Source organism: Mesorhizobium silamurunense (assembly GCF_014843905.1).
Taxonomy (GTDB): domain Bacteria; phylum Pseudomonadota; class Alphaproteobacteria; order Rhizobiales; family Rhizobiaceae; genus Mesorhizobium; species Mesorhizobium silamurunense.
Window position 1 is genome coordinate 16,840 of the sequence record NZ_LPVS01000092.1, and the last position, 20,183, is coordinate 37,022.

The following is a 20,183-nucleotide window of genomic DNA, read 5'->3' on the forward strand; positions in this document are numbered from 1 at the left end:
CCGATTACCCTTTAAACTGTGCCGGCTTGCGATCTCCGGAGGCGTCATGCGCGTGATCGTGTTGGGTGGCGGCGTGGTCGGCGTCACCACCGCCTATCAGCTGCAGAAGGACGGGCACGAGGTCGTTATCCTCGAGCGCCAGCCTCAGGTCGCCGCCGAGACCAGCTGGGGCAATGCCGGCATGATCGCGCCCGGCCATTCCTTCGTCTGGTCCTCGCCCAAGGCGCCGATGATCCTGTTGAAGTCGCTGGTGCTGAAGGACCAGGCGCTGCGCTTCAAGCTGTCGGCCGATCCCAGGCTCTACAGCTGGTCCTGGTTGTTCCTGATGGAATGCACGGCCGAGAAGGCCAGGCGCAACACGCTTCTCAAGCATCGCCTTGCCGCCTATTCGCAATCGGTACTGCACGAGGTCATTGCCGACGAGCAGATCGACTATGACCGCAACGATCGCGGCATCGTCTATTTCCACCGCAGCCAGCAGGCGCTCGACAAAGGCGTCGAGCACATGAAGCTGCTGGAATCGGACGGACAGGAGATCAGGGTGCTTGACCGCGACGGCGTCGTCGCGCTCGACCCCTCGCTGGCCTCGGCGAAGGACAGGATAGCCGGCGGCATCTACTGCCCGACCGACGAGACCGGCGATCCGGCGAAGTTCACCCGGGCGCTGGCGGCGAAAATTGTCGAGCGCGGCGGCGAAATCCGCGCTGGCACCACCATCACCGGCATCGAGACCTCGGGCGACGGCGTCACCCAGGTGCTGACCGACAAGGGGAGCATCAAGGGCGACGCCTATGTGCTGGCGCTCGGCTCCTACAGCCCGCTCATCGCAAAAACGATCGGCATCGGCCTGCCGATCTATCCGATCAAGGGCTATTCGCTGACCATTCCCGTCGGCAACCGGCCGCATCCGCCGACCATCGCCTCCGTCGACGAGCACAATCTGGTCGCCATCTCGCGCTTCGGCGACCGCATCCGCGTCACCGCCACGGCGGAATTCGCCGGCTACGACACCAGCCACAAGCCGGCCGATTTCGCCTTCATGAAGGGCGTGACGCAGGAGCTTTACCCCGAAGGCGCCGACTACGACCGCGCCGAAATGTGGGCGGGCCTCAGGCCGATGACGCCGAACAACCTGCCCGAATTCGGGCGGCGGCGCCTCGGCAACCTCTATCTCAACACCGGGCACGGCCATATCGGCTGGACCATGTCGCATGGCTCTGCCCGCATCACCGCCGATCTGATCGCCGGCCGCCAGCCTGCCATCTCGATGGATGGGCTGCTCAACTGAAAAGGGGAATGCCATGTCTGCCGGACTCGCCGCCTCTGTCCCTCTGGCACCAGAACCTGTCGATCTGGGCGTGTTGCCGTCGGAGCTCGATGGCGGCCTTGCCTCGCGCGCGGCGATCGGCCTGGCGGTCCTCGCCACCGACCAGACGCTGGAGCATGAATTCCGCGCCCTGGTGCGCATTCCGGGCGTCGCCTTCTACGAAGCGCGTCTTTTCAACGACAACGACATCACGCCCGACACGCTGCGCGCCATCGGCCCGCGGATCGCGCCGACCGTCGAACTCATCCTGCCCAGCATTCCGCTCGACGTCGTCGGCTTCGGCTGCACCTCGGCCACGATGACGCTCGGCGAGGAGGCCGTCTTCGCCGAGATCAGGAAGGCGCGGCCGGGCGTCGCCTGCACCACGCCGGTCACCGGCGCGCTTGCCGCTTTCAGGGCGCTCGGCGCCAAGGGCATCGGCCTGCTGACCCCTTATGCGCCCGAGATCAACCGGGGCCTCGTCACCTATTTCACCAGCAGGGGCCTCGACATCGCCGCCGTCGCCACCTTCGACCGGCGCGACGACCGCGAGGCGGCCCGCATCTCGCTCGCCTCGATCGAGGCCGCGGCCGAGCGCATGGCGGCGGCGCCTGGCGTGGACGCGATCTTCATCTCCTGCACCAGCCTGCGCGTCGCCGAGGCGGTGGCCGGGCTGGAACGGAAGATCGGCATTCCTGTCACCTCCTCGAACCACGCCATGGCCTGGCACTGCCTGCGGCTCGCCGGCATCGACGACGTCGTGCCGGCCGGCGGCAGGCTGTTCGCGCTGCCGGCCAGCTGAGGTCAAGGACGCACGATCGTACGCTTCCCGATTGGAGAGCGGCGAGGCGGACCTAATTCACTGGGCTAGGGCTCTATTCTCACCACCCCGTCGACCACGGAGCCGACCGACCCTAGCGACGTGTCAGGCAGGCTAGCCCGGTCGGCGGGCGTTCGTGCTTCGGCGTGACCTCGCCGACCAATCAGCGCCACGGCATCGGCGCGAGCCCTGGAAGATAGGTCCAGGATCGTCGCCTGCGAAGTGGTCACCGCTTCGACCAGCCATTCGGCCAGAATCCGGCGCATCTGGCCGGCGAGCAGAGCTTCATTGGCTTCCTCGATCGAGTAGGCGAGCGGCCAGCCGATGCGGTTGAGGATCGGTTTCACCTTGCCCGTCCCCCTGATCTGGTCGATGGCGATCACCGGCTTACCTTTCGAGAGTCCGTAAAGCGAACCGTGCAGCCGCGTCGTCAGGACGAGATCGACGATCTCGAACTGGCGCTCGATCTTCGCTGCCTCGTTCCCCGGCCTCAACACTGTGTCGATCGGCTCGGTATCGAGACCGAAGGTTTCGGCGAGCTGCAACAAGAGCCGTTCAGCCCTGGCCCATTCGCTCATGCCATTGCCGTAATCCCGCTGGTCGCCACGGAAGCATAGCCCGGCTTTCAGCCGCTTGCCGGGTGGTGGTACCGCGCAAGGCAGAGAATGCGAAATCGCGAGATCGAAGGATTGTCTCGACAGACCGTCGCGCGCCAATACGGCCTCGAAGCGCGCCGCCATGTCCCGGTGCCGGGAAATGACGCTGACGCCAACGGCGATCTTCCTCGCCTTCCGGTGCACGGCCAGCAGGTCGACCAATTCGTCGGTCTGAACGATCGGGCCGCAGACGAACACCAGCGTTTCGATTTCGCAGCGCATGTCGAACAGGTCCCTCACCTGACGGTGGCCGGCAATGCCAAGGGCCGGATGGCTCAGAACGTCATGGTCATGGCCGGCCTGGCGCAGCGCCGCGGAAAGATTCTCCACCGCATGCAGATCGCCCACAGTCGCGCCGCCGCCGCCTTCGAAGCTTCCCCACCAGACAAGCGTAAGGGGCGAGGCGGCGGTGCGCCTAAGCAATCTGTGACGACGGTTGAAGGATCGGCATTTACGGCTGAGCAGCGACATAAGGTTTTGAGTTTCTTTCGAGATCTACTAGACAGCGGTCTTTCTGCAAGTGTGCTAGGCGCTTCTGCGTCGCATAGAGAAAGACGAGAAGGCAGGCAATATTGGCAGCCCCAACGGTCAACATGCTGTGGATCGGCGATGGGCTCGGTCGCATTGAGTTGCTGTCCATCGCCTCCTGGCTCGCTCATGGCCACGCGGTGCGCCTTCACGCCTACCAGCCGGTCGCCAATGTGCCGCGCGAAGTCGATTTGGTCGACGGCGGACGCTGCGTTCCCTTTGCCGATATAAAGCGCCTTCGTCACAGCAAGACCGGCTCGTATGCTCTGGCTTCCGACTATTTCCGCTACCGGCTGCAGCTGGTTTCTGGCGGGCTTTGGTCCGACCTCGACATAGTTTGCTTGAAGCCGGTGACTATTGAAGGGACATGCCTGTTCGGGCTCGAGGATGAGACCACTATCAATGGCGCCGTTCTCTATCTCGATGCCGGCTTGCCGGTGACGGTTGAGTTGGCAGGCCTGTTCCGCAATAACTATTTCCCGCCCTGGACGCGCTTGAACCGGGCGCGCAAGGCCCGGTTCAGGCGCCTCCTCGGCCTCCCGGTGCGGCCGGCCGATCTTCCCTGGGGAACCTTCGGCCCCAACGCGCTGACGGCGCTGGCGCGCAAGCACGGATTGTTCGAGCGGGCGCTGCCGCGGCACGTCTTTTACCCGCTCCATTTCGGCAAGGCACGTTCTGTCTACGATCCGACGTTCTCGCTGGACGCGGTCCTGCGCGAGGACACGCTGACATTGCATCTGTGGAACGAGATGCTGCGAGATCTGAAGCACGGTCCACCCCCGCCCGGTTCGCCGCTGGCGAAGCTTTTCGCCGAGTTCGGCATTTAAGCGGCGTTCTTGCGAAGGCGGGCCGCCTCTATCCTGTCGCGCACGATCTTCAGATTTACCGCGGCGCGGCTCGGATCGGCCTGCTTGTGCCAGATATGCAGCACCTCCGTCGCCCACGTGCCGGCGCGCCGGATGATGCCCCTGTCCTGCAGGCGAAAAACGAAGTCGATGTCCTCCGAGCCCCAGCCCGTGAAGGTCTCGTCGAAGCCGCCGACGGCAACCGCGTCGCTTTTCCAGCAGGCGAGATTGCAGCCCTTGATGCGCCGGAAGACGAAGGAGCGATAATCCGACATTGGCCGCCAGGGCAGCCGCACGAAAAACGCGACGATCTTGGAAATGTCGCCTTTCAGGCGGTGGCGCAGGATGTTCCGACGGAAGACTTGGTAGTCCCATGTCCCTGCGGCCAGCAATTGCTTGCTGAATTTCCGACCAAGCAGAATGCGGCTGCCGGTGATGAGGTGGTTCAGCCTGGCCAGCGCGCAATGTTGGGCAACGAAATCCGGCTGCAGGATGCAATCGCCGTCGATGAAGATCAGATAGGAGCCGCACGCCTCGGCTATGGCCTTGTTGAGGATTGCGGCGCGGCGAAAGCCGACATCCTCATGCCACACATGCTTGACGGGGACCGATGAAGAGCCGGCAAAGGCCTTGACCACGTCGGCCGTGCCCGGGCGCGAACCGTCGTCGGCAACGATAACCTCAAAGCAACGTTCGGTCTGGCCGGCGAGCGACTGGAGGCTGAGCCTTAGCGCCTCCGGCCAGTTGTAAGTATTGACGATCACCGAAACCGATACAGCACCGGCCGGGGTCATGAAAACGCCCCTGCCGTTTCTTCGCGTTGATCAAAAATGTTTCGGATAAGGCCGCGACAACGCAGCCTTTCGCGCGCAAATATTGCGCGCACCATCCCCCCAAGCATCCCCCACACCCCACAAAGAAACCCCGTTCGCTTTCTATTGGTGTCGAACTGCCTTCGTCAATATAATTAGAATTCGCTTATTTATAGGACATCGGATCGGGCGAACTGCCAAGGCGGCTTGCCGACCAGCTGATCGCCGGTTTCCGAGATTGCCGGGTTAACGGTTCCGGAAGGGGTTGTTTAACGCTTCGCTACTATGTCCCGCCCTCGGGAGGCATGACAGAGTGAGCGCGATGAACGACAGCCCCGAAAAGCGCAATGAATGGCGCGCCATCTTCTACGTGCAGGCGCGTGTGGCGATCCTGTTTGTGCCGATCATTGTCAGTCTTTTGATCATAGGCGCGCTCGCCGGCAACGACCGCGATCCCGGCGCCATCGACCGGACTGTCACCAGTTCGGTGAAGTAACTCAATAAAAGCGCGGGATCGGACCGTTCTGCGGCGTCGTGCGCTCGCCAAGGTCGATGAAAACCTCATCGACATAGCACCATGCCCAGCCTTCCGGTGGGTCGTAGCCTTCGATGATCGGATGCTGGGTGGCATGAAAATGCTTGGTCGCGTGGCGGTTGGGCGAGTCGTCGCAGCAACCGACATGGCCACAGGTGCGGCAGAGCCTGAGATGCACCCACCAGGAACCGCTCTTCAGGCATTCCTCGCAGCCGAGCGCGCTCGGCGTCACGTCCTCGATGTCGCTGGTATGCCTGCATTCGTCCATCACGATCTCCTGACCAATTCGGGATGACTGGCGCGGCCGCCGTTCCGCGCAAGATAGGCATGCAGCGCTGCCACCACCTGGGCGCCTTCGCCGACGGCGGCCGCGACGCGCTTCGTCGAGCCGCAGCGCACGTCGCCGATGGCGAAGACGCCGCTGCGGCTCGTTTCCATCAGGCCGTGGCCGGGCGCCACATCCGGTCCGGTTCGGACAAAACCCTTGGCGTCGAGCGCCACGTTGCAGCGCGCCAGCCAGTCGGTATTCGGGTCGGCGCCGATGAACAGGAAGAGGTGGCGGATGGGCCGCGTCGTCTTGACGCCGGTAGCCTGGTTGCGCCAGCGCAGCTGGTCAAGGTTGCCCTCATGTCCCTCCAGCGCCTCGATCTCGGTCTCCGTCAGCACCTCGATGTTCGGCTGCGCCTCGACGCGCTCGACGAGATAGCGCGACATGGTCTCGTTGAGACTGTCGCGACGTACGAGCATTGTCACCTTTCGTACCTGGCTGGCCAGATAGACTGCCGCCTGGCCGGCCGAATTGCCGGCGCCGACCAGCGCCACTTCCTGGTCCCGGCAAAGCCGCGCCTCGATGGGCGAGGCCCAATAGTGCACCGACGTGCCTTCGAATTGCGCGAGGTTCGCGATATCGAGGCGGCGGTAGCGCGCCCCGCTCGCGATCACCACCGTGCGCGCACGCACGGCCTCGCCGTCGCCGACATCGAGCCTGTAGCGTGCGCCGTCGCCGTCTGCGCCGAGCAGCTTCGCTTCGTCCGGGATCACCATCTCGACGCCGAACTTCTGCGCCTGATTATAGGCGCGCGCCATCAGCGCCATGCCTGTAATGCCGGTCGGAAAGCCGAGATAGTTCTCGATGCGCGAGGATGCGCCCGCCTGCCCGCCGAAGGCGCGGCAGTCGAGCACGATCGTCGACAGCCCTTCCGAGCCGGCATAGACCGCTGCGGCAAGCCCCGCGGGTCCGGCGCCGACAATGGCCACGTCGTAGATTTTACCGGCATCGATCGGCCGCAGCAGGCCGACGCAGCGGGCGAGATCGCTTTCGCCCGGATTGTGCAGCAGCTTGCCGTTCGGGCAGAGCACGATCGGCAGATGGTGCGGATCGACATGAAAGCGCTCGATCAGCGTCTTCGCGCAAGGATCGGTTTCGGAATCGAGCGCCCGGTGCGGCTGGCCGCTGCGGGTGAGAAACCCCTGCAGCCGCAGCACATCGCCATTGCCGGGAGGTCCGATGATGATCGGCCCGCTGATGCCGCTTTCGAGCAGACCGACACGACGCAGGATCAGCGCCCGCATGATGCGCTCGCCAAGGTTCGCCTCCTGCACCATCAGGTCGCGCAGGCGTTGCGAGGGGATGACGATGGCCTCGACCGGCTCGATCGCTTCCGCATTGACCAGCGACGGGCGGCTCGAAAGCTGCGCCAGCTCACCGATGAAATTGCCCGGGCCGTGAGTGATGATCGCCGCGCGAGGGCCGAGCCCGCCGGCCTGCGTGATGTCGACTTTGCCCGACAGGATCACGATCAGCCCGGGTGAGACCGTGCCGGCGGTGACGATATGCTCGCCGGCAGCATAGGGGCGCGCCTCGCCGAACCGGCGCATGCGCTCGATGTCCGCGTCGGTCAGGACGGGAAACATCTGGTCGCGGCGGGCGGCGATGGTCGGGCTGACGGAAGGGGCCATGCCGTGACCGTACCGTCCCGGTCGCCGGGTTTGAAGCGGTTTGTTCGGCGCCTGGCCGGAAGAGGAGGTTCGCCCTTTCCGCCCTTCGCTCTTGCTACAGTTGGATGCCTCGCCAAGAGTGCAAGTCAGTTCCGCGACGACTGATAGAGGCTTACAAGGCTGTCGTGGAAACGGCAGAGCAACCAACGTCCGTCGGCAGCCAAGATAAAGCAGGATGATGGCATTGGAATGCGCTGACTTCTACGACACGGAACTGGCACGGCACAATCGGCACCTTGGGGCCGCTGCCGCTGTCGCGATACGTGACCGGGTGCTGGACATCGGCTGCGGCGCGGGACAAACGACCCGCGAGGCCGCACGCGTCGCTGTCGACGGAAAAGTTGTCGGCGTGGATACGTCCAGTGAGATGCTCGAAGTTGCGCGGCGGCGTTGCGCCGAAGACGGGCTGCGCAACGTGGCCTTTGAGCGGGGGGACGCGCAATCTCACCCGTTCCCTGCCGCCAGTTTCGATCTTTGCATCAGCCGATTCGGAGTGATGTTCTTTGCCGATCCGGCGGCGGCATTCGCCAATATCGGCCGGGCGATGCGGCCGGGCGCGCGCCTTGTGTGGATGGTCTGGCAGAACCAGGAGCGCAACGGGTGGTCAGGAGCCATTCGGCAAGCCTTGAACCCGCAAAGCATGCCGTCCGAGGATGTTCCCATGGCGTTTTCACTTGGGGATCCTGCCGTCGCTGCAGATCTTCTCAGCGCGGCCGGATTTGTATCCATCGACTTCACTGAGGTGCATGAGCCGGTCTTCTACGGGCCGAATGTCGATGCCGCGTTTGAGGCTGTCAGCAGCTTCCAAATGGTGAAGGAAGCGCTTGTGCGTACGGCTGAGCCGCCCGGGAAGGTGTCGCAGCGGCTGCGCGATATGTTGGAGGCGCACATGACGACCGAGGGCGTGCTGTTCGACTCGCGCGCGTGGCTCATCACTGCCCGCCGAGCGAACGGATAGCCGGCGAAGCCTGAAAATCAGCTGCTCATACCGTGCAGTCCTCCTTCGCCAAGGCTTCGGAGGATACCCCTTCGCTCTTGGAACTCCGGATGGCCTGTCCTCCTTCGCCAAGGCTTCGGAGGATATCCCTTCGCTCTTGAAACTCCGGGTGGCCTGCCATCCGACCTCCTTCGCCAAGGCTTCGGAGGATATCCCTTCGCTCTTGAAACTCCGGGTGGCCTGCCATCCGTAGCTCGAAGAGCGAAGGATGGTGCCCAGAAGAGGACTCGAACCTCCACTCCTTGCGGAACACGGACCTGAACCGTGCGCGTCTACCAATTCCGCCATCTGGGCTGGTGGGCGCTCATGTAAGCGGGCGAACGAAGCGTGTCAACGCGCTTTTTTCAAACCCGCATGGCTGCGCTGGTTCACCCCTCCAGCACTTCCTTCTTCGCCACGGTCGAATCGGCGTTGAGCTTGTAGATCACCGGCACGCCAGTGCCGAGTTCGAGCTTGACGATCTCCTCGCCGCTCTTGCCGTCCAGCGCCATGATCAGCGCGCGCAGCGAATTGCCGTGGGCCGCGACCAGCACCGTCTCGCCGCGCAGCACATGCGGCTGCACGTCGTGCAGATAGTAGGGCCATACGCGCGCGCCGGTATCCTTCAGGCTTTCGCCGCCGGGCGGCGCCACGTCGTAGGAGCGGCGCCAGATATGCACCTGCTCCTCGCCCCATTTCTTGCGCGCGTCGTCCTTGTTGAGGCCGGAAAGGTCGCCGTAGTCGCGTTCGTTGAGCGCCTGGTCGCGGATGGTCTCGAGGTTGCTCTGGCCGACCACGTCGAGAATGTGCTGGCAGGTCTCCTGCGCCCGCTTCAGCGCCGAGGTGAAGGCGATGTCGAATTTCAGCCCGCGCGCCTTGAGCTTCTCGCCTGCGGCGAGGGCCTCCGTGTTGCCCTGCTCGGTCAGATCGACATCGCGCCAGCCGGTGAACAGGTTCTTCAGGTTCCATTCGCTCTGGCCGTGGCGCACGAGCACGAGAGTTCCCGACATGTTTGCTCCTTCGTTAGAGCAATTCCAGGAAAAGTGTGTAGCGGTTTTCCGTCCGGAATTGCGTAAGACAATATGGAAAGGCCGCCTCAGCTCAGGCCGAGCACGTCCCGCATGGAATAGAGCCCGGGCTTCTTCGCGCGCGCCCAAAGCGCCGCCTTGACCGCGCCGCGGGCAAAGATCGCCCGGTCCTCGGCCTGGTGCGAGAGCGTGATGCGCTCGCCGGTGCCGGCCAGGATCACGCTATGCTCGCCGACCACCGAACCGCCGCGCAGTGTGGCGAAGCCGATCGTGCCGGGCTTGCGCACGCCGGTGTGGCCGTCGCGCACCCGCACGCTGTTGTCCTTGAGCGCGATCTCCCGGCCCTTCGCCGCTGCCTCGCCAAGCAGCAGCGCCGTGCCGGACGGCGCGTCGACCTTGTGCTTGTGATGCATCTCCAGGATCTCGATGTCGAAATCTTCGCCGTCGAGCGCGCGCGCCGCCTGCTCCACCAGCACTGCCAAAAGGTTGACGCCGAGGCTCATATTGCCGGATTTGACGATTGTCGCATGGCGCGCGGCGGCCGCGATCTTCGCATCGTCTTCCGCCGAGCACCCGGTGGTGCCGATGACATGGACGATGCGCGCCTGCGCGGCGTAGCCTGCGAATTCGACGCTTGCTTTGGGTGCCGTGAAATCGAGCACGCCGTCCGCCTTGGCGAAGGCCGGCAGCGGGTCGTCGACGATCGGCACGTTGATGGTGCCGATGCCGACGAGCTCGCCGGCATCCTTGCCGAGATGCGGCGAATCCGGCCGCTCGACAGCACCTGCAACGCGCGCGCCGGGAATGGAGTGGATGGCGCGGATCAGCGTCTGGCCCATCCGGCCGGCGGCACCGACCACCACCAGGCCCATATCGCCCGTTTCACTCATGCGCTTCTCCTGACAGCCTTCTTCGCGCGCGTGCGCGGCAGCGGAGTTTGGATTGGCTTGGCGTCATCGACAAGTCCCAACCCCTTCTTGCCCTGTATGCGATGAAAGCGGGCATAGATGCTGTGCGGGTCGGCCATTAGCGTCGCATGGGTGCCTTCCTCGACCAGCCGCCCTTCTTCCAGCACGATGATGCGGTCGGCGTTGACCACAGTCGACAGCCGGTGCGCGATCACGATGGTGGTGCGCCCCTCCATGACATGGGTGAGCGCCTCCTGGACGCGTGCCTCCGCCTCGTTGTCGAGCGCCGAGGTCGCCTCGTCGAGCAGAAGGATCGGTGCCTGGCGAACGATGGCGCGCGCGATCGAGACCCGCTGGCGTTGGCCGCCCGACAGCGTCGCGCCGTTTTCGCCCACCGGCGTGTCGTAACCCTGCGGCTGCTGACGAATGAAATCGTCGGCAGCGGCCTGTTTCGCGGCCTGTTCGATCTCCGCGTCGGTTGCCGAAAGCCGTCCGTAGCGGATGTTGTCGCGGATCGTGCCCTCGAAAAGATAGGGCGCCTGCGAGACGTAGGCGATCGAGCCGCGCAGCGAGCGCTTCGTCAGCTTCGAGATGTCCTGGCCGTCAACCTCGATGCTGCCCTTGTCGACGTCGTAGAAGCGCTGCAAGAGGGCTACCAGCGTCGACTTGCCGGCGCCCGAGGCGCCGACGATCGCCGTCACCTTGCCGGCGGCGGCGGTAAAGCTCAGATCCCTCAGCACCGGCATGTCGGCGCTGTAGCCGAACGTGACATTGTTGAAGCGCACTTCGCCGGAAGTGATCTTCGCTTCGACGGCGTCGGGCGCGTCGTTTTGTTTCGGCTCGAGGTCGAGCAGTTCGTAGATCATGCGCGCGTTGACCAGCGCACGTTCCATCGCCACCTGCATGCGCGCCAGCCGCCTTGCCGGATCATAGGCCAGGATCAGCGCGGTGATGAAGGAAAAGACCGCGCCCGGCGGCTGTCCCAGCACCAGCGCCCGGTAGCCGGAATAGGCGATCACGCCGGTGACGGCGAGACCGGCCAGCATGTCGGAAATCGGCGACAGCCGTTCCGAGACGCGGGCGATCTTGTTGCTGCGCTGCTCGGCCGTGTCGGCCATGACGCCGATGCGGCGCGCCAACTCGTCCTCCATGGTGAAGGCCTTGACGATGGCGATGCCTTGCGTGGCCTCCTGCACGGACCCGCTCAGCCGTGAATTGATCAGCACGGATTCCCGGTTGATCTTGCGCACCCGGCGGGTGATGTAGACGACGGCCCAGATCAGCGGCGGCCCGATCAGCAGCGAACTGAGCGACAACACCGGATCCTGATAAACCATGAGGCCGACGAGGCCGGCCAGGGTCACCGCGTCGCGGGTGATCGAAATCAATGTCAGCGACAGCAGATCGCGGATGCCGCCGATATTCTCGTCCAACTGCGCCGCCAAGCGGCCGGAGCGTGTGTCGTTGAAAAAATTGACGCCGAGCCTCATCAGATGGTCGAAGGTGCGCTTCTGGTAGCGGGCCACCAGATTGTTGCCGATCGTGGCCAACGCCACCGCCTGGCCGTAGCCGGCGAAACCACGCACGAGGAAAGCCCCCATGAAACCGGCACAGATCCACACCACCGCGTCGCCGCGCCGTTCGTAGAAGATTTCGTTGACCATCGGCGCCATGACCCAGGCCGAGAAGGCAGTCGCGCCCGAAACCAGCAGCGAGCAGACGATGGCGACTACATAGGACCAGCGATGGTCGTGGCCGTTTTCAGCGATGATCCGGCGTAGCACCGCCGTGACCTCGCCGGGTCGGACCTTTTGTTTGTTTGGATTTTGACGTGTCAAATCAGAAGCGCTTCGTGGTTCTCGTAAGACGATCTCGCAGGATCGGGCCGCAATTCGGCACTCCTCTTAGCGTCCCGGCTACGGCTTGCCTATGGCGAAACTTCGTCGCGGCGGCCGATGGCCATCCCGAACCCCGGCGCGATCACGTTCGCCAGTGCCGCCCCGCCGTCTGCACCCCGAACAGCGACGGGGTCCTGGCATAGGCGGCGAGGCCGAGAAGCGCCGCCAGCGGGTGGGTAATGACATAGACCGGCATCGCGCGCATCAGCGCGCTGTGCGGCGCCTTGTCCTCGAAGGCGGCGCGGAAATTGCCGGCTTTCAGCGCCGGCACGATTTTTTGCGCGATGCCCCCGGTGAGGAACACGCCGCCACGGCTCATGAACACCAGCGCCAGGTCGCCGGCGGTGCGGCCGAGGCAGGTGACGAACAGTTCCAGTGCTTCCTGTGCCACCGGATCGGATTTGGCGAGCGCGGCCGCGGTGATCTCGGCCGGCGTGCTGAACGGTGCCGCCTTTGCGTCGGCCTTGGCCACCGCGCGATAGAGATTGACCAGCCCGCGGCCGCACAGGATCTGCTCGCCGGAGATGCGGCCTTCGAGCTTCTCGATGTGCGGGAACACCTCGAAGTCGCGCGGCGTGCGCGGCCCGATATCCATATGCCCGCCCTCGCCCGGCACCGGTATCCAGTGGCGAAGCGCGTAGATCAGCCCGGCGACGCCGAGCCCCGTCCCGGGGCCGAGCACGACCCGGCCGGCGCCCGGCTCGGGCGTGCCGCCGCCGATCTTTTCCATATGCTCTTCGCCGAGTGCCACCACCGCCAGCGCCTGCGCCTCGAAATCGTTGAGCACCACGATCTCGCTCAAGCCCAGATTGGCAAACATCTGGTGCGGCTTGACCACCCAGGGGCAATTGGTGAGCCGGATCTCGTCGCCGTCGACCGGCCCGGCAACCGCCAGCACCGCCGAATGCGGCTGGATCGACGAGCGGTCGAGCACCGCCGCCTGGATCGCTTCATCGATGGTCTTGAAATTGGCCGTCTGGACGATCTGCGGCTCGGTCGCTTCCGAATTGGCGTCGAGCACGATCGAGAAGCGCGCATTGGTGCCGCCGATGTCGCCGATCAGGACCGGAAACCGCAACGCTGTGTCGTCTTCGCCTGCCATGCTCTTTGTTCGTCCCGTTCCGGCCGCCTGCCGTTTGTCTGTTCGTTGAACTAGCGCATGGGCTTGCAAAGGGAAAGTCGGTTTGGCCTCAAGGTTCGTGGCATTTGCTTCAGCGTTCAGGCCGCCCTCGCTCACCCTTTCAGCGTTTGCGCTGCCCCTCACCTGCCTGCCGGCATCCTCTCCCCCCTTGAGGGGGAGATGTCGCCGAAGGCGACAGAGGGGGTCGCCGCGCGTGAAGCGCCGACGCTTTCCGAGACGAAAGACAAAGCCGGCGATCTATGTGAGACGACCCCCTCTGACCGCTTCGCGGCCATCTCCCCCTCGAGGGGGAGATTACGCAGGCTGGACCTCAATTCCCCGGCCTTGGTCGCGGCAGCGGAATGCCGATTTTCGGTGTCGGAGCGAAGGCGCTCGCCTGGGCCGGGAGCGTCGGCGTACTGCTAGAGATCGTCTCCACCGGCTCGGTCGCCTCCGGTTCGGCCGCCGCGACCGCTGCCGCGCCGCCGCCTTGATAAATGACGGCTTCCAGCGAAGGCGCGTCCGGCGCGGCGAGCACCGCCTGGCACTCCCTCGGCAGGTTGGCCATCGTCATCAGGTCGCGGGCCTTCGGCACGTCCGGGTTCTTGTTCGGGCGCCACGGCTCCTCGGTGAACCACCAGGCAAGCGGCTTGCCGCAGCCGTCGTCGTCCGGCGTCGCCTCCTGCGCCTTGCAGCCGGCCGAGCCAGGCTGGCAGCCGATGCGCATATGGAAATGATAGTCGTGGCCCCAGAACGGGCGGATCTTGCGCAGCCAGGAACGGTCGCCCGTGACGGTGTCGCAAAGCTTCTTCTTGATACCCGGATTGACCAGGATGCGCTCGACCTCCGGATAGCTCGCGGCGCGCCTCAGCAGCCGCGTATGCGCCGGCGTCCACAGCGCGTCCTTCACCAGATGCGTCTTTTCGTCGACCATCAGCGTCGCGCTCATATTCTCGCGCTGCGCCATGGTCAGCGGGCGCCTCGGCATCGGCGTCAGCCAGATGTCGGCATCGAGGCCGATCTGGTGCGAAGCATGGCCGGTCATCATCGGCCCGCCGCGCGGCTGCGAGATGTCGCCGATCAAAAGCCCGGGCCAGCCGTCGGCATGGGCGTCGCGCGCGAGCTTCTCGATCAGCGCGATCATCGCCGGATGGCCCCAGCGGCGGTTGCGCGAGGGGCGCATCACTTCCCAGGCCGGTCCGTCCATCGGCAGGGCGACGCCGCCGGTGAAGCAGCCTTTGGAATAGAAGCCGAAGGATTGCGCCGGCGCCACCGCCGGCAGCTTCTTGGCGCCGAACAGGTCTTTTGCGCGCGGTTCGGCCGAGATCGCGGCCGCAGCCAGCGCGGCTAAAGTCACCAGCGCAAGCGCGGCGGTCAGGAACGGCTTGCTGTCAGGCAGCGATCGCAACGTCATCAGGTCGGGTCCCCTCTCCAGTGGCGCGACGCAATCTCGGCGACATGCTTCAGACGCGAATCATACCATGTCCCGCGCGTCGCTTCGATCACCGGCGCTTCATCGGGCTGCGCGGCTCTCCGTCCCGCCAGTTGCCGTCCGCCCACATCCGCTCCAACGCCACCCGGTAATTCGGGAAACGAAAGCTGTAGCCGGCCGCTTTGATCGCCGCGTTGGCGACGCGCTTGTTCTCGCCATAGAAAGAACGCGCCATGGGCGAAAGTTGGGCGGTCTCGAACGGAATCTCCGGCGGCGCCTCAACGCCCATCAGCCCGGCGGCATAGGCGACGACGTCCTGCGGCGGCGCCGGTTCGTCGTCGGTAACGTTGAAGATGGCGCCGAGATTCCTATCGGCCAGGTGCCGGAGCGCGCCGGCAATGTCGTCGCAATGGATGCGGTTGAACACCTGATCCTTCTTGACCAGCCGCCGCGCGGTGCCGTCTTCGAGATTGACCAGCGCGTTGCGGCCCGGACCGTAAATGCCGGAAAGCCGCAGGACCGCCACCGGCCTGCCGGCCTCGCGGCCGAGCTTCAGCCATTCCTGTTCGGCCGCCACCCGCATCACCGAGCGCTTCGACACCGGTTTGCAGTCGGCGCTCTCGTCCACCCAGGCGCCGCCATGGTCGCCATAGACGCCGACGGTGGAAAGGTAGCCGATCCATTCCAGCGCCGGCATCTTCGCCCGGATGGTCTCGCCGGCAGCGTTGAGCACCGGATCGCCGGACTCGTCCGGCGCGACCGAGACAATGAGATGCGTGGTTTGCCGAAGCGCGTCGCTGATCTCGGACGTCAACGAACCATCGAAGCGTAGCGGCTCAATGCCCGCCCGCCGCAGCGCCTCGAATTTTTCCGGCGAGCGCGTCGTGCCCAGGATCGGCGCACCCTGCCCGTTGGCTCGGGCAAAGGCCTTGCCGGAATAGCCGGCGCCGAAGAAGAAGAAGTGTTTTTCGCCCATCAAGGAACCTCTGCTGAATTTCGCTGCGCCGACAGCCATTCGTCGCGCACGGTTGTGTCGCCTTCGGTCTCCAAGGCCGATGCAGCGAGCTTGGCAAAATCGCGCTCAGGCAGCAGTCGCGATAGCGCCCATACTGCCGCACCCCGCACCAGCGGCGAGCCTTCGTCGAGCAGGCCGCGCACGATCGGCGTCAGCGAAGCATCGTTGGAATTGCCGGCGGCTATCAGGACATTGCGGACAAAACGGTCGCGGCCGATGCGCTTGATCGGCGAGCCCGAAAAGAAAGCGCGGAACGCCGCGTCGTCGAGGAGCAACAGCTCCGACAGCGGCGGCTCGCGCAGGTCGTCGCGCGCGGCAAGCTTGGCTTCCGAGGCAACGCTGGCGAACTTGTTCCACGGACAGACGGCGAGGCAATCGTCGCAGCCATAGATGCGGTTGCCGATCTTCTCGCGGAATTCGCGCGGGATCGGCCCCTTGTTCTCGATGGTCAGGTAGGAGATGCAGCGCCGCGCATCGAGCCGGTAGGGCGCCGGGAACGCATCGGTCGGGCAGACGTCGAGACAGGCGCGGCAGGAGCCGCAATGGTCGATCTCCGCTTTGTCCGGCTCGAGCTCGGCCGTCGTGAAGATGGTGCCGAGGAACAGCCATGAGCCATGCGCGCGGCTCACCAGATTGGTGTGCTTGCCCTGCCAGCCGAGCCCGGCGGCTTCGGCAAGCGGCTTTTCCATCACCGGCGCCGTGTCGACGAAGACTTTGACGTCGCCTCCCGCCCGCGCGACGATCTTGCCGGCGATCTCCTTCAGCCGGCCCTTCATCACGTCGTGATAGTCGCGGTTTTGCGCATAGACAGAGATCGCGCCGCGATCCCGCTTTTCGAGGATATCGCGCGGATCGCGGTCCGGTCCGTAGTTCATCGCCAGAACGACGATCGAGCGCACCTCCGGCCACAGCGTCGAGGGCTCGGCGCGGCGCCCGATCGTCTCGGCGATCCACTCCATCGAGCCGTGGAAACCGTCGGCGACGAATTCGGCCAGGCGCGCCGGCGCCAGCGGGATCGCGCCAGGCCTGGTCACCGCGACGGCATCGAAGCCGGCGCGGCGGGCCTCCGCGTCGATCAGCGCGCGGAGCTTGTCAGAAGTCGAGGTCCGCATAATGCGATACCGGCGACAGGCCGCGCACCCGGTCGGTGAGCAGCGGCCGGAACGACGGCCGTGATTTCACCCGCGTGTACCATTCGCGCGCGGCGGCATGCTCGCGCCAGTCGATCTCGCCGAGATAGTCGAGCACCGAAAGCGTCGCCGCCGCGGCGAGGTCGGCATAGGTCACCTTGTTGCCGGCCAGCCAATGGCGCGTGCCGGCCAGCCAGTTGGTGTATTTCATGTGCTGGCGGATGTTGGCGCGCGCGGCGCGGATTGCCGCCGAATCGGGCGAGCCGCCGCCCGCCGTCTCCGGCATGACCGGCTTCAGCACGCGCTCGCGCACCAGATGGCGGGTGACCTCGCTGTCGGCCTTGCTGAGATACCAATCGGTCAGACGGCGGATTTCGGCGCGCTGCATCGGGTCTTCGGCAAACAGCCGCCTGTCGCGCTTCAACACCCCGCGCGTCTCGTCGAGATATTCGGCGATCACCATGGCGCCGACGATCGGCACGTCGCCCTCTGCAAGCAGGATCGGCAGCGTGCCGGCCGGATTCAGCGCCAGAAACTCCTTGCGCCGCGTCCAGGGCTTCTCCTCGATCAGCGCCAGTTCCTCGCCATACTCGCCGAAGGCGAGGCGCACGAACCGGCAGGTGGCGAACATCGGGTGGTGGAAAAGCGTCAGCATGGTTCCGCGATGATAGGGCGCACTGGCGAATCGTTACCGGCGCCGGTAAGTCTTGGCGGCCCGTCATGCGGCCGTCACGGTGCTGCGACCTATAGGGGGACTTCCGCGCCGTGACAAGCAAGCCGTTGTCTCCAGTCGTCCCCGAAATCCTGAGGTTGCCATGGAAAGCCAGACTATTGTCGAAGCGCTGCTGCTTGGGCTGCTGGAGGGCCTGACCGAATTCATCCCGGTGTCTTCGACCGGTCATATCCTGCTCGCCGGCCATTTCCTCGGCTTCCACTCGACCGGCAAGGCCTTCGAGATCCTGATCCAGCTCGGCGCGATTCTCGCGATCCTGAGCGTCTATTTCCGCCGCCTTTGGAAGATGCTGCTCGAACTGCCTTATGATCGGCGGACCCGCCATTTCGTCATCGGCATCCTGATCGCCTTCCTGCCGGCTGCGGCCATCGGCGCGCTCGCGCATGATTTCATCAAGACCTTCCTGTTCGAATCGCCGCGGCTGATCTGCATCATGCTGATCATCGGCGGCGTCGTGCTGCTCGCCGTCGACCGCATGAAGCTGAAGCCGTTCTACCAGGATGTCGAGCGCTTCCCGACCAGGCTCTATCTGCAGATCGGCCTGTTCCAGTGCCTGTCGCTCATTCCCGGCACCTCGCGCTCCGGCTCGACCATTGTCGGCGCGCTGCTTTTGGGCGTCGACAAGCGCGCGGCGGCGGAGTTCTCCTTCTTCCTCGCCATGCCGACCATGGTCGGGGCCTTCGCGTTCGATCTCTTCAAGAACCGCAACGTGCTGACCTCGGCCGACCTGCCGATCATCGCCGTCGGCTTCGTCGCCGCCTTCGTCAGCGCCCTGATCGTGGTGCGCTTCCTGCTCGATTTCGTCTCGCGCAAAGGCTACTCGCTGTTCGGCTGGTGGCGCTTGGTGGTGGGTGCTGTGGGATTGGTGGCGCTGATGATCTGGGGGTGAGCGCCCACCCTCCCCCTTGTGGGGAGGGTCGATCCGCATAGCGGATCGGGGTGGGGGTCGGTACCGTACCCCCGCCCCGGCTCGCCAACGACGCTTCGCGTCGCTTGCTCGCCGACCCTCCCCACAAGGGGGAGGGTAAGCCTCTCAATTCCTTCCATAAAACGCGTTCTCGACATGCACCGGCCAGCGCCAGGGCAGCACCGCCACCATGTCGAAGCGCACCGAAAGCCGGCCGTAATCCGGCTGTCGTGACAACCAAAGATCGGCCGCGCCCTCGATGCGACGCTCCGACGAGTGGGCGATCGCTTCCATCGCCTCCATCAAAGTCCGGCGCGCCTTGACCTCGACGAACAGCACGAGGTCGCCGCGCCGGGCGATCACGTCGATCTCGCCGAGTTTCGTGCGATGGCGGCGGGCTAGAATCCGGTAACCCTTCAGCATCAGCGCCAGCGCCGCCAGCCATTCGCCGCGATGGCCGCGCCGATAGGCTTTGCGCCGATGACCAACGGTGCGCTCAGCCACCGCGGGTTTCTCTTTGTTTGACCATGATCTTTTCCGAAAACCGGTTTCCACTTTTCGGGATCATGGTCTGTCCTTAAGCTCTAGCAGCCGCCGATAGAGCGCCTGCTTCTGGCCGCCGGTCATTTTCGCCGCTTCCGCTGCCGCCTTGGAGGCCGGCATTTCGGCGGCGAGCGACAACAGCAATCTGTCGATGTCGGCCGGCTGGTCCGCCGTGGGCTCCGCCGGGCCTACGCAGACCACGATCTCACCCTTAGGCGTATCGGCCGCCGCGTAGTGATCGGCAAGCTCGCCAAGCGTACCCGTTCGCATTTCCTCGAATGTCTTGGTGAGCTCGCGGCCGATCGCCGCTTTGCGCACCCCGCCGAGCGCCTCGACCATCGCGCCAAGCGTCTCGGCCAGCCGCCGCGGCGATTCGAAGAAGATCAGCGTCGCCGGCACCTGCTTGAAGCTTTCGAGCTTCGTCAGCCGCTGGCCGGCCTTGGCAGGCAAGAAACCGGCGAACAGAAAGGCATCGGACGGCAGCCCGGAGGCTGTTAGCGCGGCGAGCGCGGCGGACGGTCCGGGCACCGGCACCACGCGGACGCCGCGCTCCAGCGCCTCGCCGACCAGCCGATAGCCGGGATCGGAAACCAGCGGCGTGCCGGCATCCGAGATCAGCGCCACGCTCTGCCCAGCCGCCAGCGCCTCGATCAGCTTCGGCCCGGCCTCGGCGGCATTGTGCTCGTGATAGGCCGTGGTGCGGCGTCGGATGCCGTAGCGCTCGAGCAACACGCGCGAGACGCGCGTGTCTTCGCAGGCGACGATGTCGGCACTAGCCAGCGTTTCCAGCGCGCGCAGCGTGATGTCGGCAAGATTGCCGATCGGCGTCGCCACCAGATAAAGCGCCGGCGCCAGCGGCCGCGCCGGAATCTCGGTCTGCCCGATCAGATAGCTGCGTTTCTCGCCGGTCAAGAATAACCCTCCATTCACCCTGTTTGGCATGGCGCACGCCTGGTTGCAAAACGTGAAGTCGAGGCAAGCGGATCGCCATGC

At 65.1% G+C, this 20,183-nt stretch carries 20 protein-coding genes and 1 tRNA gene; 6 read left to right on the plus strand and 15 right to left on the minus strand.

The annotated features are described in order from the left end of the window. Positions 1-46: 46 nt before the first annotated feature. Both AU465_RS27365 and AU465_RS27370 read left to right on the plus strand, forming a co-directional pair. A complete protein-coding gene (locus tag AU465_RS27365) occupies positions 47-1,288 on the plus strand; it encodes a D-amino acid dehydrogenase (protein ID WP_192255133.1) in 1,242 nt (413 codons plus the stop codon). A 13-nt stretch (positions 1,289-1,301) separates the two neighbouring features. Continuing rightward, positions 1,302-2,108: a maleate cis-trans isomerase family protein gene (locus AU465_RS27370; protein WP_192255135.1), complete on the plus strand. Its 807-nt coding sequence runs from the start codon at positions 1,302-1,304 to the stop codon at positions 2,106-2,108. A 65-nt stretch (positions 2,109-2,173) separates the two neighbouring features. Here the strand turns inward: AU465_RS27370 and AU465_RS27375 are convergent, their stop codons facing one another. After that, positions 2,174-3,130, minus strand: coding sequence for a polysaccharide pyruvyl transferase family protein (locus tag AU465_RS27375; protein WP_192255137.1), 957 nt, complete (start codon positions 3,128-3,130; stop codon positions 2,174-2,176). A 224-nt stretch (positions 3,131-3,354) separates the two neighbouring features. Between AU465_RS27375 and AU465_RS27380 the strand changes: the two genes are divergently transcribed. Next, positions 3,355-4,137, plus strand: a complete 783-nt coding sequence (locus AU465_RS27380; RefSeq protein ID WP_192255139.1) for a hypothetical protein — start codon at positions 3,355-3,357, stop codon at positions 4,135-4,137. On the opposite strand, the gene AU465_RS27385 is transcribed toward AU465_RS27380, so the two are convergent. Continuing rightward, positions 4,134-4,949, minus strand: a complete 816-nt coding sequence (locus tag AU465_RS27385; protein ID WP_192255141.1) for a glycosyltransferase family 2 protein — start codon at positions 4,947-4,949, stop codon at positions 4,134-4,136. The two genes, AU465_RS27380 and AU465_RS27385, sit on opposite strands and share 4 nt — an antisense overlap. 331 nt (positions 4,950-5,280) lie before the next feature. Here AU465_RS27385 and AU465_RS27390 point away from each other — a divergent pair, with 331 nt between their 5' ends. Next, positions 5,281-5,463, plus strand: coding sequence for a hypothetical protein (locus AU465_RS27390; protein WP_192255266.1), 183 nt, complete (start codon positions 5,281-5,283; stop codon positions 5,461-5,463). 1 nt (position 5,464) lies between these two features. On the opposite strand, the gene AU465_RS27395 is transcribed toward AU465_RS27390, so the two are convergent. Further along, the gene (locus AU465_RS27395; RefSeq protein WP_192255143.1) at positions 5,465-5,770 is read right to left on the minus strand and encodes a UBP-type zinc finger domain-containing protein; all 306 of its coding nucleotides are present in this window, start codon (positions 5,768-5,770) and stop codon (positions 5,465-5,467) included. Next, positions 5,770-7,461 (minus strand): FAD-dependent oxidoreductase, encoded by a 1,692-nt coding sequence (locus AU465_RS27400; protein WP_192255145.1) that lies wholly within the window; start codon positions 7,459-7,461, stop codon positions 5,770-5,772. The genes AU465_RS27395 and AU465_RS27400 overlap by 1 nt, the downstream gene beginning before the upstream one ends. A 217-nt stretch (positions 7,462-7,678) precedes the next feature. On the opposite strand from AU465_RS27400, the gene AU465_RS27405 reads away from it, so the two are divergent. Beyond that, positions 7,679-8,458, plus strand: coding sequence for a class I SAM-dependent methyltransferase (locus tag AU465_RS27405; RefSeq protein WP_192255256.1), 780 nt, complete (start codon positions 7,679-7,681; stop codon positions 8,456-8,458). 248 nt (positions 8,459-8,706) lie between these two features. Here AU465_RS27405 and AU465_RS27410 read toward each other — a convergent pair. The 9 genes from AU465_RS27410 to AU465_RS27450 form a co-directional block, all read right to left on the minus strand. Continuing rightward, positions 8,707-8,791 (minus strand) — tRNA-Leu (locus AU465_RS27410). A 74-nt stretch (positions 8,792-8,865) separates the two neighbouring features. Then, complete coding sequence (locus AU465_RS27415; protein ID WP_192255147.1) at positions 8,866-9,486, minus strand: 2,3-bisphosphoglycerate-dependent phosphoglycerate mutase; 621 nt, start codon at positions 9,484-9,486, stop codon at positions 8,866-8,868. 86 nt (positions 9,487-9,572) lie between these two features. Further along, positions 9,573-10,394, minus strand: coding sequence for a 4-hydroxy-tetrahydrodipicolinate reductase (dapB, locus tag AU465_RS27420; protein WP_192255149.1), 822 nt, complete (start codon positions 10,392-10,394; stop codon positions 9,573-9,575). Beyond that, positions 10,391-12,250, minus strand: a complete 1,860-nt coding sequence (locus AU465_RS27425) for an ABC transporter ATP-binding protein (protein WP_192255151.1) — start codon at positions 12,248-12,250, stop codon at positions 10,391-10,393. Before AU465_RS27425 ends, dapB begins: the two co-directional genes overlap by 4 nt. 142 nt (positions 12,251-12,392) lie before the next feature. After that, positions 12,393-13,412 carry a glucokinase gene (locus AU465_RS27430; RefSeq protein ID WP_192255153.1) on the minus strand — a complete coding sequence of 340 codons (1,020 nt, stop codon included), beginning with the start codon at positions 13,410-13,412 and terminating at the stop codon, positions 12,393-12,395. A gap of 349 nt (positions 13,413-13,761) precedes the next feature. Next, entirely contained in the window at positions 13,762-14,844 is a 1,083-nt protein-coding gene (mepA, locus tag AU465_RS27435) for a penicillin-insensitive murein endopeptidase (protein WP_192255155.1), read from the minus strand. Between the two features lie 88 nt (positions 14,845-14,932). Further along, the gene (locus tag AU465_RS27440; protein WP_192255157.1) at positions 14,933-15,838 is read right to left on the minus strand and encodes an SDR family oxidoreductase; all 906 of its coding nucleotides are present in this window, start codon (positions 15,836-15,838) and stop codon (positions 14,933-14,935) included. Continuing rightward, complete coding sequence (queG, locus tag AU465_RS27445) at positions 15,838-16,989, minus strand: tRNA epoxyqueuosine(34) reductase QueG (protein ID WP_192255159.1); 1,152 nt, start codon at positions 16,987-16,989, stop codon at positions 15,838-15,840. The genes AU465_RS27440 and queG overlap by 1 nt, the downstream gene beginning before the upstream one ends. Beyond that, a complete protein-coding gene (locus AU465_RS27450) occupies positions 16,970-17,662 on the minus strand; it encodes a glutathione S-transferase family protein (RefSeq protein WP_192255161.1) in 693 nt (230 codons plus the stop codon). The genes queG and AU465_RS27450 overlap by 20 nt, the downstream gene beginning before the upstream one ends. 160 nt (positions 17,663-17,822) lie before the next feature. Between AU465_RS27450 and AU465_RS27455 the strand changes: the two genes are divergently transcribed. Continuing rightward, a complete protein-coding gene (locus AU465_RS27455; RefSeq protein WP_192255163.1) occupies positions 17,823-18,629 on the plus strand; it encodes an undecaprenyl-diphosphate phosphatase in 807 nt (268 codons plus the stop codon). Positions 18,630-18,773: 144 nt separating this feature from the next. Here AU465_RS27455 and AU465_RS27460 read toward each other — a convergent pair whose 3' ends face one another. Next, complete coding sequence (locus AU465_RS27460; protein ID WP_192255165.1) at positions 18,774-19,151, minus strand: YraN family protein; 378 nt, start codon at positions 19,149-19,151, stop codon at positions 18,774-18,776. A 60-nt stretch (positions 19,152-19,211) separates the two neighbouring features. Further along, positions 19,212-20,102 carry a 16S rRNA (cytidine(1402)-2'-O)-methyltransferase gene (gene rsmI / locus AU465_RS27465; protein ID WP_192255167.1) on the minus strand — a complete coding sequence of 297 codons (891 nt, stop codon included), beginning with the start codon at positions 20,100-20,102 and terminating at the stop codon, positions 19,212-19,214. Positions 20,103-20,183 lie beyond the last annotated feature (81 nt).